Raw genomic sequence first — 15,699 nt, forward strand, 5'->3', positions numbered from 1 at the left:
ACCTTATATGAAGAAAAGAATTCTGATTTTTATAGCATTTGCAAGCTTCCCGACTATTTATGCACAAGCTGTAGAAGAAAAAATAGCCGTAAAAACATGTGATTGTTTGCAAAAAAATTCAGGCATTATTACAGAAGATATCTTTAGAGACTGCCTGACCAGCACAATGTCTGAAACTATATTAACCGATAAGGACACAAAAGTTAGAGAATCGATTAACACGGTTGACGGAATTAAAAGCATGATTCAAAAAGTGAGTGATGCTGTCATTAAAAAATGTCCAAAATTATTACCGCAGGAGCCTGAAGACAAAACGACTATTTTTTACGCAGATTCAAAAAATGAAAAGGCACAGAACTCATATATCATTGCAAAAGATTTCATGAAAGCTAACAACTATAAGATGGCTATTGAAGCTTTGCAACTTTCGTTGAAGGAAGATCCTAATTTTGTACTCGCTCTGGATGACATTGCCGTTTGCTACCGACAGTTAAATGATTATGATAATGCAATCACATATTATAAAAAATCGCTTGCTATTTTTCCGGAAGGCGATTTAGCACTAATGAACATTGGGGTTGCTTATACCTTAAAATCTGATTTTAAGACGGCTATCGAATATTATGAAAAACTAATCAAATTCCAGCCTAATAATGCAGAAGGTTACTTTGGTGCCGGAAAAAATTATTTTGTTCTAAATGATGACGAAAAGGCGCTCGACAACATTTTCATGGCCCATGTTATCTACACCAACGAAAAATCAGAATATGTAAAAGATTCTGAACAGCTTTTGGGAGCTATTTATCAAAAAATGAAATCTGAAAATAAAGAAGATTTATTCAAAAAAATTGCAGAGAAAAACAACGTTAAAATCGAGTAAAAATGGCAACAAATATTTCTACAATAGTACTGAATGCCCCAGTCGAAAAAGTATGGAATGTCTTAACAAAACCGGAACTGGTCAAACAATGGCAATACGGTAGCGATTTAATTACAGACTGGAAAGTTGGCAATGAAATCAGATTCAGGAATGAATGGGAAGGTCAGTTTTTTGAACAATGGGGAACTATTTTAGAAGTTGTACCGAATCAAAAAATCAAATATTCTTTGTTTTTTCCGAGGCCGGAATTAGAAGATAAGCCCGAGAATTATTTCATTATGAGTTATGTTTTATCCGAAGAAAATCAAAAAACCAAACTTGAAATTATTCAGGAAGACAATCGCCCTGGCGCTGTACAGGAAGAACCTCAAGGTGAAGAAAACCCTATTCTTCAAGGATTAAAAGCAATAATAGAATCATAAGATTCATTTTTAAAATATAAGAAGGCCAACTTTAGCTGTAAAGTTGGCCTTCTTTTTTAGCAGGCACATTCTATTTTCAATCCTGCTTCTACGCCCTTTGTCCCTTCAGTGGCGTATCCGTCAAACTTCCACCACTCTATTCCTCCAATTAATTCTTTTACTTTAAAACCTAATTTTGCCATATTCAAAGCGCCTCTTGTCGAAGCGTTACAACCAATTCCGTCACAATACGTTACATACAAAACGGCTTTATCTAAATGTTGGGTATTTTCAATCGTCATTTCGCGATGCGGAATATTAATCGCTGTCGGAATATGTTCTGCTTCAAAACCAAATGCCTTTCGGGCGTCAATAACAACTACTTTTTCTCCGTTATTCAAGGCATCAAACAAATCAGAAGGATCCATTTCGAAAGCCAGTTTGTTTTCATAATGTTTAATTTGTGCTTCCATTTTTTCTGTTTTTATGGTTTTGTTTTTTCAAAAGTAGATGAACATTTAATACTATAAAAACGAAAAGAATTCATCAACTACATTACTTTTTTTCATGAAAAAGCCGTTCTAAAATTTTGTTTCTTTGTATAAATTCTCTAAAAATGGAAATACGTCACTTAAGATTGATAAAAGCAATTGTCGAAGAAGGAAGCATCACCAAAGCGATAGATAAACTTCATTTGACACAATCGGCCCTGAGTCATCAACTTAAAGAAGCTGAATATCAATTGGGAACAGCCATTTTTTTGAGAACAAATAAAAAACTGGTTTTGACGAAAGCCGGAGAGAAAATCTACGAGCTCGCCAACGAAATTCTGGATAAACTTTCTCAAACCCAAACTCAAATTAAACAAATGGTTTTTGGAGAATATGGTGAAATCCGAATTAGTACCGAGTGTTTCTCGAGTTATCATTGGCTTCCGTCGGTAATGAAACAATTTCATCTTTTGTATCCTAATGTTGAATTGAAAATTGTGACCGAAGCGACGCATATTCCACTCCAAAAATTATTAGAAAACACGATTGATATCGCCATTATTAGCGATCAGATCAATGACAACAATATTAAATATCTGGAACTTGTTCAGGATGAAGTTGTAATGGTGGTTTCTGAAAATCATGCCTGGGCAAATAAAAAATACGTTATTGCCGAAGATTTTGTCAACGAACATCTTTTGATTCATTCCCTTCCAATGGAAACCGTTACCATTCATCACTTTCTTTTGGCTCCAGCCAAAGTAACTCCGAAGAAAATTACAGCCTTGCCTTTAACAGAAGCTTGTCTGGAAATGGTGAAAGCGGATATGGGCGTTATGTCAATGGCAAAATGGGCTTTGTTACCCCATTTAAAAAACAATCCGATAAAAGCCATCAAAATTGGAAAAAATGGATTGAAGAGAAAGCATTTTATCGCGATTCGGGACAATCAGGAATATCCAGCCTATTTTCATCATTTTATCACCTTTTTACAAACCGAAATTAACCTGCAATGGAATATACAATAAGAAACTGCGAATTAGCCGATTTGCCAAAATTGGTCATTTTATGCCAGAAACATACCGAATTTGAAAAAGCGGATTATGATCCGACGGGAAAACAAGAAGGTTTAAGAGAAGCCTTATTCAGTGAAAATCCTAAACTATTTTGTTTACTTGTAGCAACTGATAACGACATTGTAGGTTACGCCTCTTATAATTTTACATATTCCACCTGGAGTGCCGGCGATTTCATTTATATGGATTGTTTATTTTTGGAAGAAGAAGCCAGAAATTTCGGCATTGGAGAAGTTCTAATCAATAAATTAAAGGAAATCGGGAAAGCCAAAAACTGCGTCAATATGCAATGGCGAACACCTCAATTTAACGAAAGAGCAATAAAATTCTACCACAGAATTGGCGCAAAAGGAAAAGACAAAATTTGCTTCTTTCTGGATTTGTAATAATCTACCAATTAATCTCGCAGTCTCGATAATTATCGGGAGCGAAGTCGCAAAGAAAAGGCCGCTATTACGTTATTAACCTTTGTACCTTTGCCCCTCAGAACCTCTGAACCTTCAAAAAAAAATGAAAAAAATAAGTGTTTTAGGCTGTGGCTGGCTAGGTTTGCCTTTGGCGAAAAAATTAATCGAAAAAGGAAACTCGGTAAAAGGCTCAACAACTTCTGAAAATAAACTTTCTATTCTGAAAGATGCCGGGATAAATCCGTTTTTGGTTGCGCTTGAAAGCGAAAGTGTTTCAGAAACTATAAATGATTTCTTAGCGGAAAGCGAAATTCTTATTATTGATATTCCGCCCAAATTACGGGCAAATACAGATTCATCGCGAAAGCTTTTTGTTGAGAAAATCGAAACTTTGATTCCTTTTATAGAAAAATCGACTATCAAAAAAGTCCTTTTTGTGAGTTCGACTTCTGTTTATGGAGATCAAAACGATTTGATTACAGAAGAAACCAATCCAAATCCTGAAACGGAAAGCGGTAAACAATTGCTTTTAGCAGAAGCAATTCTGCAAAAGAACCAAAACTTCGAAACCACCATTCTACGTTTCGGCGGATTAATTGGAGAAGATCGTCATCCTGTAAAATTCTTAGCAGGAAAAGAAAATCTCGAAAACCCGGATGCGCCGGTCAATTTAATTCATCAGAAAGATTGCATCGGGATCATAGAAGAAATAATTTTTCAATCAAAATGGAATGAAGTTTTCAATGCCGTTGCGCCTTTTCATCCTTCCAGAGAAGATTATTATACTCAAAAAGCAAAAGAACAAAACCTGATTTTACCAAAATTCAGCACTGAAAAATCGAATATCAAGAAAATTATTTCAAGCGAAAAAGTTCAGGACATTTTGAATTACGAGTTTAAATTGGACGAATATTAAACCATATAAGGCATATAAGTTCATTTAGATGGAACTTAGAAACTTTACATAAAGCTTTTATGATCTTTCAATATCAGCGAAGCTTAAATTTACTTACATAACATATATGGTGAAAACAAAAAACTTTGCGAACTTTGCCTAAACCCTAGCGCCTTTACGGTTAAAAAAATATGGAAACAGTATATATCAACTCACCCTTAGGAATCACCAAAATCATTGGAGACGAAAACGGTATTGCTGTCATCTCCGTTTCCGATGTTGGCACAAATGAAGTTTCAAAGAAGATTCCGAAAGTTTTAAAAGAAGCTGTTTCGCAACTTGAAGAATATTTTGAAGGAAAAAGAACTGATTTCGATTTGAAACTAAATCCACAAGGAACCGAATTTCAGCAAAAAGTTTGGAAAGCTTTATTAGAAATTCCATACGGAAAAACCATCAGTTATATGGATCAGACCAAAAAACTGGGCGATATAAAAGCGATTCGTGCTGTTGCATCGGCGAACGGGAAAAATCCACTTTGGATTGTGGTTCCCTGTCATCGTGTTATTGGCACAAATGGGTCTTTAACCGGTTACGCCGGAGGTTTATCTCGCAAAAAATGGTTACTCGAACATGAAAACCCTTCAACTCAACAGAGTTTGTTTTAAAACACAATTTTCACAAATTAATTTTATAGCTTTATCTTTACAAATATCGCAAGTTTGTGCAGTTATTTAAAACCAATACTTTTCGTGCCAATTCGTGAAATTCGTGTTTAAACTATAATTATGATTGAAAAAATAAACCTCAACAACATTTTATTTCTCGATATAGAAACCGTTCCTGAAGAAGAGAGTTTCAATTCGCTTGACGCGGAAATGCAATCACTTTGGGATCATAAAACGCAATATCAGCGTAAAGACGAATTTTCTCCGGAAGAATTCTACGATCGGGCCGGAATTTGGGCAGAATTCGGGAAAATCATTTGTATTTCGGTTGGGTATTTTACAATCAAAGGCGATATTCGGAATTTTAGAGTGACTTCCTTTTTTGGAGATGAAAAGAAGATTTTAAAAGATTTTAATAATTTGCTGAGCAATCATTTTAATCAGCCCTTCCATCTTTTATGCGGACACAATGCGAAAGAATTTGATATTCCGTTTATTGCCAGAAGAATGATTATCAACCAAATTGCGATTCCGGACAAACTGAATTTATTCGGTAAAAAACCGTGGGAAATTCCGCATTTGGATACTTTGGAATTATGGAAGTTTGGCGATTACAAGCATTTTACTTCTTTAAAATTATTGACTAAAATCCTTGGAGTTCCTTCTCCAAAAGGCGATATCGATGGAAGTCAGGTCGCGCATGTTTTTTACGTAGAGAAAGATATTGACCGAATTGTAACGTATTGTGAAAAAGATACCATTGCGGTTGCCCAGATTTTCCTTCGTCTTCGTAGGGAAGATTTATTGATTGATGAGGAAATTATTCATGTGTGATTTCAAGGTTCAAAGGTACAAAGTGGCAAAGCTACAAAGGTTGAGCGGTTTTGAGAATAGATTTTAAGTTTAGAAATATGACATATCAGGAAATTTCACATCATCGTCTTGTTTCACAAAAGTTGTACAAAACAAGTCCAATTTCTCCACAAGAAATTGTAAAACATTTAGGTGCAATGCAAGCTCAGGATTATTCAATGGCCAAATGGGCGATTGGTTCCCGATGTGATACTACTGAGGCAGCCATTGAAGAAGCTATAAATTCCGCAGAAATTATCCGAACTCATATTCTTCGACCAACCTGGCATTTTGTTTCGGCCGATGATATTTATTGGATGTTGGATGTTTCGGCTCCGCAAGTGAAAAGATTTACAGCTTCTGCCGGTAAAAAATATGGTTATGATGCCAAAAAACTCGATCAGATAAATTCTAAAATCGAAAAGCTATTAGCAGGAAACAATCATTTGACGCGTGACGGAATTATGCAGGAACTCAACATCAAAAAAACTTCCAATGAGGATTTTTTGAGTGCTGCTATTATGATGAATGCCGAATTGGATGGTTTGGTTTGTAACGGAAAAATGAAAGGAAAACAAATCACTTACGCATTACTTGAAGAGCGGGTTACGAAACCAAAATTGAAATTAACCAAAGAAGAAGGCCTTACGAAATTAGCCCTAAGATATTTTGAAAGCCGCGGCCCTGCTACACTTCTTGACTTTTCGTGGTGGTCTGGTTTCTCTCCAACCATCTGCAAGCAAACCATTAATGCAATTTCGTTGCAATTAAATTCAATGGAGATTGATGGGCAAATTTATTGGTTTGGAACTGATTCATCCAATGAAAACAGCTTCCGCGAAAGCGTACATTTTCTTCCCGCATTTGATGAGATTTTAATCTCTTATAAAACGAGAGAAGCTTCGATTCTACTCGAACATCAATCGAAAACTTTTACCAATAATGGAATTTTTAAACCAATTATTCTTGAAAACAGCAAGGTGATTGGAACGTGGAAACGAACCATCAAAAAAGATCATGCCAAAATAGAAACAGCTTTTTTTAACGAAACCGAAAGTCATAAAAAGGCGATTCTCTTTGAAGGCATTAAGGCTTTTGAAAATTATCTGGGAACCAAAATTGTTATTGAATAAATTGTTCATAAACTCAATGCCGCTCCGAAAGGAGCTAGTACAGTTTAAGAAGGACATTATCTATAGACATACAGCCCCAATGGGGCTAAATCAACTCCGTTAGGAGTGCAATATTTATAGAAATAAATTGTTCATTAGCTTTTTAGCCCCTTAGGGGCGATATCTAACGATCTCTAAATTCTGGCTAAAAAACCAAAAAATCACGATTTCTAAAAAAATTCTTCTCGTTTCGGCATTAAATTCTTTGTGCATTTTATTGCTAAATAATTACATTTACAAAAAAAACAGCGTTATGGTATTAAGTAGATTTTGGTTAACTATTTTTATTTCGTCGATCATTTTTATAATGATAAGTTTATTTACTGCGAATACTTATACCATTGACTCTGTTTTGAATGGAAAAAAAGACGATCCAATTCTGGTTTCAGAAAAATATGCTGAACAGCTTCCTGCGTTCATCAAAGATAGCATCAAAAAAGCACCGGATCAGACGATGATTATCAATCGTGATACACTTAATCCAGACACAACTTACGTTTATAAAAACAAAACGGTAAAAATTTTTAGTGGTGTTCAAAAATCTGACGGTTTATTACCAACCTGCAAAACCACTTTACTTGATTTAATTTTACCGCTTATAGCTTATTTGGCCTTTTTCTGCGGATTAATGGAACTTTTAATTATCTCCGGAGCATCTGGGAAATTGGCTAAGGGCCTTAGTCCAGTTTTTGTAAAAGTGTTTCCAAGTATCCCAAAAAATCACCCTTCAATCTCCTACATGACTTTAAACTTTGCTGCTAATTTCTTAGGATTAGATTCGGCTGCAACTCCGTTTGGCCTTAAAGCCATGGAAAGTTTACAAGAAATAAACCCTGACAAAGACAGGGCAAGTGATGCACAGATTATGTTTATGTGTCTGCACGCTTCAGGTTTAACCCTAATTGCGACTTCTATTATTGGTTACCGTGCAGCAGCAGGTGCAAGCAATCCGGCAGATGTTATGCTTCCGTGTATTATTACTTCGTTTATTGGTACGATTGCTGCTTTTTTAATTGTGGGAATCAAACAAAAAATCAATTTCAAAAGTGCTTCTCTTGTCATTGGCCTGATGGTATTAATTGCTGCCATTATTGGATTATTGATGTATGTAAATCATTTGGATTTAATCGGAAAAAACTTTTTTACAACGAATCTATCGGCATTGATTTTACTTGTCATCATAGTCTTTACGCTGATCTTTTCATTTATTCACGAAAAGAAATTTAAAGATGCAGATACCACAGTTTTTGACGCATTCGTCGTTGGAGCAAATAATGGAGTTAAAACGGGAGTTACTATTTTTCCTTACGTTTTAGGAATGTTGGTAGCCATTTCATTATTTAGAAACAGTGGTCTGTTTGAAATCATAAGTGATGGAATTGCCTTTATTTTCTCGAATATGGGTGTCAACAAACAAATTACTGATGCCTTGCCGGTTGCCATGCTTAGACCATTTAGTTCAGCAGGATCAAGAGGATTTTTGATTGATTCGATGAATACTTTTGGTGCCGATTCCTTAACAGGAAGATTGAGCAGTATTTTTCAATGCAGTGCCGAAAGTACTTTTTATGTTATTGCAGTATACTTTGGTTCTGTTAATATTAAAAACACGCGTTACGCTTTGGGCACCATGCTTTTGGTTGATGTGATTTGTGTAATTACAGCGATTTTTGTGGCTAGCTGGTTTTTTTAAAATATGAGGCAAATATCAAAATTAATCTTTTTGTTAATTGGAAATGTATCCAGATGGATTTCTTACGGAGGCAAAAAATCTATGGATGATGAAATATTAGGGTTTATAGTAGCTGCCATTCTTTCTTCTTTGTTTTTTCTTTTACCAAATCATCAATAAAACAATATGTTCAAAAGATTTTTCACTAAAAAAAAGGAAGTTGAAACTGCCGAAGAAATTGCTTCTGAAGACAAAACTCAATTTATCGAAGAGGTTACTCCTATTGTAAATGAACCAATAGAAGAACGCACAACAAAAGAATTCGATCCGAATAAAATTGATTGGCTGATCAACGATTCAATCCTGACTTTTTTGCCACGCGATTTATACATGCATTATTCAGACAGTAATACCAAAAAAGACCAATATGGTCCTTCATGGCAAAATCAGGGTGTGTTTTTCTGGATGAATGACGAACCTTTTGAACGGAAATCTTTACCTGAATTTTTTGAAAGTTACGAAAGAAAGCTTTTTATTTTTGACAAATTTCCTGACTATATTGAATTAGTCTCGGCAAAAGCAATCCCTTGGTTTGGAATGCCTGGCGAAGGAGATAAATATTGCCTGAGATATGAAGAAAACCCAATCAATATTGAAGAAGCATTAAAACTCAATATTATCAAATATGTTGAAATTATTGACCTAAATTTTGAAAATCTTAGTGTTTTAAATGATCGCGATAATTACTTCTTTCTGATTAATCCTGAAGTTAAATTTGAAAATGGGCTTTTTTATTTAAATGGTAAAAAAATGGCATTAGCAGCATTGTATCAAAAAAAGAAGCTAAAGGTAATTACATTCAAATAAAAACAACAAAAAACAGCCCTAATTCAAACTCTTTCTTCTGTAAATAATTTTTAACTTTGTCAAAAACAAAGAAATGATTGAATTTATATACCAAGACCCTTATCCTATTTTAAAGGATGACACACAATACCGCAAAATTACTTCTGATTTTGTAAAAGTTGAAAAATTTGGAGAACGTGAAGTTCTGACTGTTGATCCAAAAGGATTAGAATTATTAGCTGAAGAAGCTTTAACAGATGTTTCGTTTATGTTGAGAACGACGCATTTACAAAAACTCCGTAAAATTCTTGATGATCCTGAAGCTACAGACAATGACCGTTTTGTGGCTTACAATTTACTCCAAAATGCTTCGGTTGCCGCTGAAGGTCAATTGCCAAGCTGCCAGGATACCGGAACTGCAATTGTAATGGCCAAAAAAGGCGAAAGCATTTTTACTGGTGTTGATGATGCAGAATGGTTGAGCAGAGGAATTTTCAATACGTACCAAAAACGTAATTTACGTTATTCTCAAATTGTTCCGATCTCGATGTTTGAAGAAAAGAATTCAGGTTCGAATCTTCCGGCACAGATTGATATTTATGCTAAAAAAGGTGCTTCTTATGAATTTTTATTCATGGCAAAAGGAGGAGGATCTGCGAATAAAACGTATTTATACCAGCAAACAAAATCACTTTTAAACGAAAAATCTTTGGATGCTTTTGTTCGTGCAAAAATTAAAGATTTAGGAACTTCGGCTTGTCCTCCATACCATTTGGCTTTGGTAATTGGTGGAACTTCTGCGGAAGCGAACTTAAGTGCCGTTAAAAAAGCATCTGCCGGCTATTACGACAATTTACCAACTACCGGAAACATGTCTGGTCAGGCTTTCCGCGATCATGAATGGGAACAAAAAGTACAGCAAATTTGTCAGGAAAGTGCGATTGGTGCTCAGTTTGGAGGAAAATATTTTACACATGATGTTCGTGTAATCCGTTTGCCGCGTCACGCTGCTTCTTGTCCGGTTGGATTGGGAGTTTCATGTTCTGCTGACAGAAATATTAAAGGAAAAATCACGAAAGACGGAATTTACGTTGAACAATTAGAAGTAAATCCGAAACAGTTTTTACCAGAAACGGCTCCACACTTAGAGGCTCCGGTTGAAATTGATTTGAATATGCCAATGGCAGATATGTTGGCAAAACTATCTCAATATCCAATAAAAACGCGTTTAAAATTAAACGGAACTGTAATTGTTGCCCGTGACATCGCTCACGCAAAAATTATGGAAATGTTGGAAGCTGGTCAACCAATGCCGGAATACTTTAAAAATCATCCTGTTTATTACGCAGGTCCTGCCAAAACTCCGGAAGGAATGGCTTCAGGAAGTTTTGGGCCTACAACGGCAGGACGTATGGACGTTTATGTGGATGAATTCCAGAAACATGGTGGAAGTATGATTATGCTTGCAAAAGGAAATCGTACCAAACAAGTTACGGATGCCTGTCATAAATACGGCGGATTCTATTTAGGTTCGATTGGAGGTCCGGCAGCGATTTTGGCTCAGGATAATATTCTTAAAGTTGAAGTTGTTGACTTTGAAGAATTAGGAATGGAAGCTGTTCGAAAAATCACGGTTAAAGATTTCCCTGCGTTTATTATTACTGATGATAAAGGAAATGATTTCTTTGAAAATCTGTAAGGATTTGCCACAAAGACACTAAGACACAAATTTTTATATTGAAAAACCGCCTTTTGGGCGGTTTTTGTTTCTTGTATCAACAAATAATTTTCTTCGTGTCTTCGTGCCTTTGTGGCAAATAGCCTCAAGCACTTTTGTCTACGCTTTCAAAAGCTATAAAATGTGATAATTCTCCTTTTACGTTAAAAATAGGTACACTGTTTATTTTGCATTTATAGGTTTTACCATCTTTTTTATAGTTCTCAAGTGTTTTTTCAAATGGAACTTGTAATTGAATAGCTGCTCTGATCTCTTTTAAGGCAATTTCAGACGTTTTTGGCCCTTGAAACATCTTTGGGGTTTTCCCAATGATTTCGCTTTCTGTATAGCCCGTCATTTTTTTGATTCCGTTGGAAGCAAAAACGATTTTCAAATTTGCATCGGTAACCAAAACTACTTCATCTAAAATTCGCTTTTCTATTTCAAGTTGATTATCATCCCAGGAAAATCGATTTGAAATCTTTTTTACTTTTTTCAAATCAGTAAATATTGCTTTTAATTCGTGCAGATATTCATAGTGAAAATCCCAGGCTAAAATAGGAACTGTATTTCGATGTAAAGCTTCATCTGCTTTCGTATTTTTCATTGGTGGTGGTAATTGAAAAATTTTCCAAAGTAAAGATAGAGAGAAAATTCTTCATAAAAGGCTTTAATTGCTACAATTTGGCACAATTCTTACATTAAAAAGCAAATTTTAGCTGAACAACTACAGCTTTCTTTTCTTCAGTGTTCAAATTGCTTAAGGAGATTCCGAGCAACCGAACAGAATCTTTCATTTTTTCCTGATACAATAGTTCTTCAACAGTTTCAAGAATTAAGCTCTTATCGGAAATAAAATAAGCAAGTGTTTTGCTTCTTGTTTGTTGTGTAAAATCGCTGTATTTGATTTTAAGTGTTACTGTTTTTCCTGAAATATTGTGTTTTTTTAATCGCTTTTCTAATGAAATCGCAATTCTCTCCAACTGTTCTAACATAAATATTTCCGAAGATAAATTCACATCAAAAGTATGTTCTGCCGCTACAGATTTTGTTACACGATATGATTTTACTTCACTGTTATGGATTCCGCGAACTACTTTATAATAAAAAGCACCAGATTTCCCGAAATGCTTTTCCAGAAATTCTTCGGATTTTGTTTTTAGATCAGCTCCGGTAAAAATTCCCAGTTGGTACATTTTCTCCGTAGTCACTTTTCCGACACCATAAAACTTCCGAATAGGCAATTCTTCTAAAAAGGACAAAATTTCATCCGGATTTACGGTTTTCTGTCCGTTTGGTTTGTTGATATCACTGGCAATTTTAGCCACAAATTTATTAACTGAAATTCCTGCCGAAGCTGTCAATCCAACTTCATTCAAAATTCTTAACCGAATTTCCTGCGCCAACAAACTGGCACTTGGATTTCCCTTTTTATTCTGCGTTACATCAAGATAGGCTTCGTCGAGCGAAAGCGGTTCTACCAGATCTGTATATTCGTGAAAGATTTTATGAATTTTACCTGAAATTTCTTTGTACCGATCAAATCTTGGACGTACAAAAATGATTTCAGGACAATATTTCTTGGCCAAAACTCCGCTTATGGCACTTCTCACGCCAAATTTTCGGGCTTCATAACTCGCCGCCGAAACAACTCCTCTATTCTCTGAACCACCAACAGCAACAGGTTTTCCTCGTAAAGCAGGATTATCCATTTGCTCTACCGAGGCATAAAAAGCATCCATATCAATATGGATAATTTTTCGATATGTAGGCGTTTCAGACATACTACAAATTTAAATAGGAAAGCATCAAAATGAGCTGAAAAAAATCATAAAAAAAAGCCGCAATTTTACACTGCAGCTTTTTAATTCTATTTAAAAAAGTTTACTATTTATAATCTATTCTTATGGCTATCGGTTTGCTTAAATACGGACCAGTTCTCACCTGAACGGTTCCTTCAAAATAAGTACGTGGATAATCATTACTGTAGAAGAAATCATCTTCACTAGTATTTCCTGGAATTGGAAAATTAATTTCAGTGCCTTCAGCATTCATATATTTAAAACTAGGATCCTGGTCGTAAGTGCTTAATTGTACTTCTCCCGTTCCGTTACTATTAACAAAAATCAATGAAGAACTTACTTTAAAAGTAGTAAATATTGAACCTGGAAGTAAATCTGCATCTACTTTATATCTAAAATTACTTCCTTTCAGAGTCATTGTTTCCTTTCCTTTAAAAGTGTTTTTATTAATTGAAGCAACCATCGGCACTTTTTCATCTTGTACCAGGATATCCTTTTCAAAATAAGCACTAGTTAAGTTATTATATCTAACCGACAAATAATAGTTTCCTTCAGGAACTCCTGGAGGAACACTAAACTCAATTTTTTTTGTTTCGGCATTTATAGAATAATTTATATTGTATTCTTTCAGTGTGGTTAAATCTTCAAGTCTAATTCCTGCAATACCAGTGGTCACAAGATCACTTGTAATAGTGTTCTTTATGTTGTGAAAATAAATATAGTCAGCTGTTGGTCGTGTCTCATTTACACTCAATCCAGATATTATACTAAAATCTACTGTATATGGATATTCAATTTTATTAAAAGTTTTACTTCTTACTAAAAAATGATCAATATAAATCTGATTTGTAGTCTTATTTTTAATTTCTAAAGTATAGACACCTTCATTTTTCGGAGCGGCCTTAAATGCGATTCTTTGTATTGCATGATCTACATAACCGAATCCTGTATCTTGAACACTACTAAGTATCGCAGGCAAAACATTTCCGGCATCATCGGTAAGTTTAAGATCCCAGTTACTCAAGTTATCATCAAAATCTATCGCTAAGAAAGTAATATCGCCACTATTTAGAGAAGGCAATACAACATCTTTCTCAAATTCTAAAAATTCAAATTGTTCAGATTTTGCATCATCGCCTGAGCAAGACGACATTATCAGGGTTAAAATAAATAAAAAAATAATTTTTGATTTCATGGTATATATTTTGGGCTAAATTTTCCGGCAAATATAATTTTTTTAAATAAAATTAAGGTATTTAACTAATGAATTCGTATTAAAATCTCTGCGAAAGACTCGATGAAAGATTATCAACTAAATGATTACAAACAAATCATTTTCTTTATTTTTGTATACTACACGAAATTTAATAAAATGCGAACATTTGTTATAGGCGACATACATGGAGGATTACTCGCACTTGAGCAAGTGATGAAAAAAGCCAAAGTTACTACAGAAGATACTCTAATATTTTTAGGTGATTATGTTGATGGATGGAGTCAGTCAGCAGAAGTAATTGAATATTTAATTAACCTGAAAAGCAAACAAAATTGCATTTGTATCAGAGGAAATCATGATCAGCTTGCATTGGATTGGCTCGAAAACAGACATGAAGAATTTGATGAAGAAATGTGGTATAAACATGGCGGTAAAGCTACTGTTGAAGGCTACGCCAAACTTTCGGAAGAAAGAAAAAAAGAACATATTGTTTTCTTAGAATCTTTACAGGATTACTACCATGACGATCAAAATCGATTATTTGTTCATGCCGGTTTTACCAATTTGAATGGTGTGATATGGGAATATTTCCCAAAATTATTCTATTGGGACAGAACGCTTTGGGAAACAGCACTTTCATTAGATCCGAACCTCAAGCCAGACGATCCCTACTATCCTAAACGCTTTACTATTTACAAGGAAATATATATTGGTCATACACCTGTTACCCGAATAGGACAAACAGTTCCGATTAACAAGGCGTGTGTCTGGAATGTTGATACAGGAGCTGCTTTTAAAGGCCCATTGACCATTATGAATGTTGACACAAAAGAATTTTGGCAAAGTGATCCGTTAAATGAATTGTATTCTAATGAAAAAGGTAGGAATTAATGTGTAAAAAACTAAATTTGCATTCCCAAAATAATTAATATTTAAGTTTATGAAAAAAGTTTTTACATTTTTATTTTTAGTGTCATTCGGTTTAACGCAAGCACAACAAGCTTTTAAAGGAAAAGGTGACATTAAGGTTAACGTTGGTGCTAATCTTCAGGATGGTGGTTCAGGAATTCAAGGGTCAGTTGATTTCGGTTTAGGAGAAAATTTCTCTTTTGGATTTGTTTCAACTTACCTACTAGGTGTTGATAATTTTAGTGGTTTTTACCATAATAATCCAACTCCATACACTGATGAAAAACCAGAATTTCAAGATCGTTTTGATGCAAAAGCAAGAATTAATGCCAATTTAAGCAGTGTTATTGGTGTTGAGCAATTGGATATTTATCCTGGTTTAAGCATTGGATTACATAATTTTGGTGGTCACGTTGGTGGTCGTTACTTTTTCACTGAAGGATTTGGTGTTTTTACAGAAATTGGATTTCCAATTGCTAAGTATAGCGACAACAATGACGTTTTTGATCATTTAAACAATCAGGCAACTTTTAGCCTTGGTGCTTCTTTTAATTTATAAAATTTTATAGATTTTTCATAAAAAAGCCTCGCAATTTTGAACTGCACCCAAAAGTTTAGACGAATTTATAATTAAATTTGATAATAATGAGCTCGATATTGTATCGGGCTCATTCCTTTTAGATTAAGTTTTATTC

At 34.6% G+C, this 15,699-nt stretch carries 18 protein-coding genes; 14 read left to right on the forward strand and 4 right to left on the reverse strand.

Annotated features, from left to right (window positions below):
* Window positions 1–7 precede the first annotated feature (7 nt).
* Together ASC72_RS06715 and ASC72_RS06720 are read left to right on the forward strand one after the other, a co-directional pair.
* On the forward strand, window positions 8–880 hold the full coding sequence (locus ASC72_RS06715; RefSeq protein ID WP_056188725.1) for a tetratricopeptide repeat protein: 873 nt from the start codon (window positions 8–10) through the stop codon (window positions 878–880).
* A 2-nt stretch (window positions 881–882) separates the two neighbouring features.
* Window positions 883–1,302: an SRPBCC family protein gene (locus ASC72_RS06720; RefSeq protein WP_056188727.1), complete on the forward strand. Its 420-nt coding sequence runs from the start codon at window positions 883–885 to the stop codon at window positions 1,300–1,302.
* 56 nt (window positions 1,303–1,358) lie between these two features.
* Here ASC72_RS06720 and ASC72_RS06725 read toward each other — a convergent pair whose 3' ends face one another.
* Entirely contained in the window at window positions 1,359–1,754 is a 396-nt protein-coding gene (locus ASC72_RS06725) for a rhodanese-like domain-containing protein (RefSeq protein WP_056188729.1), read from the reverse strand.
* A gap of 143 nt (window positions 1,755–1,897) precedes the next feature.
* Between ASC72_RS06725 and ASC72_RS06730 the strand changes: the two genes are divergently transcribed.
* The 10 genes from ASC72_RS06730 (at window position 1,898) to ASC72_RS06770 (ending at window position 11,059) form a co-directional block, all read left to right on the forward strand.
* Window positions 1,898–2,800: a LysR family transcriptional regulator gene (locus ASC72_RS06730; protein ID WP_056188732.1), complete on the forward strand. Its 903-nt coding sequence runs from the start codon at window positions 1,898–1,900 to the stop codon at window positions 2,798–2,800.
* Complete coding sequence (locus ASC72_RS06735; RefSeq protein ID WP_056188734.1) at window positions 2,785–3,234, forward strand: GNAT family N-acetyltransferase; 450 nt, start codon at window positions 2,785–2,787, stop codon at window positions 3,232–3,234. The genes ASC72_RS06730 and ASC72_RS06735 overlap by 16 nt, the downstream gene beginning before the upstream one ends.
* A gap of 124 nt (window positions 3,235–3,358) precedes the next feature.
* Window positions 3,359–4,171: an SDR family oxidoreductase gene (locus ASC72_RS06740; protein WP_056188738.1), complete on the forward strand. Its 813-nt coding sequence runs from the start codon at window positions 3,359–3,361 to the stop codon at window positions 4,169–4,171.
* A 170-nt stretch (window positions 4,172–4,341) separates the two neighbouring features.
* On the forward strand, window positions 4,342–4,818 hold the full coding sequence (locus ASC72_RS06745; protein WP_056188741.1) for a methylated-DNA--[protein]-cysteine S-methyltransferase: 477 nt from the start codon (window positions 4,342–4,344) through the stop codon (window positions 4,816–4,818).
* A gap of 120 nt (window positions 4,819–4,938) precedes the next feature.
* On the forward strand, window positions 4,939–5,652 hold the full coding sequence (locus ASC72_RS06750) for a 3'-5' exonuclease (RefSeq protein ID WP_056188744.1): 714 nt from the start codon (window positions 4,939–4,941) through the stop codon (window positions 5,650–5,652).
* A gap of 77 nt (window positions 5,653–5,729) precedes the next feature.
* Window positions 5,730–6,803: a winged helix DNA-binding domain-containing protein gene (locus ASC72_RS06755; RefSeq protein WP_056188747.1), complete on the forward strand. Its 1,074-nt coding sequence runs from the start codon at window positions 5,730–5,732 to the stop codon at window positions 6,801–6,803.
* A gap of 292 nt (window positions 6,804–7,095) precedes the next feature.
* Window positions 7,096–8,535 carry a nucleoside recognition domain-containing protein gene (locus ASC72_RS06760; protein WP_056188752.1) on the forward strand — a complete coding sequence of 480 codons (1,440 nt, stop codon included), beginning with the start codon at window positions 7,096–7,098 and terminating at the stop codon, window positions 8,533–8,535.
* Window positions 8,536–8,538: 3 nt separating this feature from the next.
* On the forward strand, window positions 8,539–8,694 hold the full coding sequence (locus tag ASC72_RS24060; RefSeq protein WP_157849266.1) for a hypothetical protein: 156 nt from the start codon (window positions 8,539–8,541) through the stop codon (window positions 8,692–8,694).
* A gap of 6 nt (window positions 8,695–8,700) precedes the next feature.
* Entirely contained in the window at window positions 8,701–9,381 is a 681-nt protein-coding gene (locus ASC72_RS06765) for a glycohydrolase toxin TNT-related protein (RefSeq protein WP_056188754.1), read from the forward strand.
* A 73-nt stretch (window positions 9,382–9,454) separates the two neighbouring features.
* Window positions 9,455–11,059: a fumarate hydratase gene (locus ASC72_RS06770; protein WP_056188758.1), complete on the forward strand. Its 1,605-nt coding sequence runs from the start codon at window positions 9,455–9,457 to the stop codon at window positions 11,057–11,059.
* Window positions 11,060–11,183: 124 nt separating this feature from the next.
* Here ASC72_RS06770 and ASC72_RS06775 read toward each other — a convergent pair whose 3' ends face one another.
* The 3 genes from ASC72_RS06775 to ASC72_RS06785 form a co-directional block, all read right to left on the reverse strand.
* A complete protein-coding gene (locus ASC72_RS06775) occupies window positions 11,184–11,684 on the reverse strand; it encodes a PAS domain-containing protein (RefSeq protein ID WP_056188762.1) in 501 nt (166 codons plus the stop codon).
* Window positions 11,685–11,778: 94 nt separating this feature from the next.
* A complete protein-coding gene (dinB, locus tag ASC72_RS06780) occupies window positions 11,779–12,861 on the reverse strand; it encodes a DNA polymerase IV (protein ID WP_056188764.1) in 1,083 nt (360 codons plus the stop codon).
* 103 nt (window positions 12,862–12,964) lie between these two features.
* The gene (locus ASC72_RS06785; RefSeq protein ID WP_056188767.1) at window positions 12,965–14,074 is read right to left on the reverse strand and encodes a hypothetical protein; all 1,110 of its coding nucleotides are present in this window, start codon (window positions 14,072–14,074) and stop codon (window positions 12,965–12,967) included.
* 177 nt (window positions 14,075–14,251) lie between these two features.
* Here ASC72_RS06785 and ASC72_RS06790 point away from each other — a divergent pair, with 177 nt between their 5' ends.
* Window positions 14,252–14,986: a metallophosphoesterase family protein gene (locus ASC72_RS06790; protein ID WP_056188786.1), complete on the forward strand. Its 735-nt coding sequence runs from the start codon at window positions 14,252–14,254 to the stop codon at window positions 14,984–14,986.
* A 49-nt stretch (window positions 14,987–15,035) separates the two neighbouring features.
* Window positions 15,036–15,563, forward strand: a complete 528-nt coding sequence (locus ASC72_RS06795) for a DUF6646 family protein (protein ID WP_056188770.1) — start codon at window positions 15,036–15,038, stop codon at window positions 15,561–15,563.
* Window positions 15,564–15,699: the final 136 nt, after the last annotated feature.

It is taken from the genome of Flavobacterium sp. Root420 (assembly GCF_001427905.1).
GTDB lineage: Bacteria > Bacteroidota > Bacteroidia > Flavobacteriales > Flavobacteriaceae > Flavobacterium.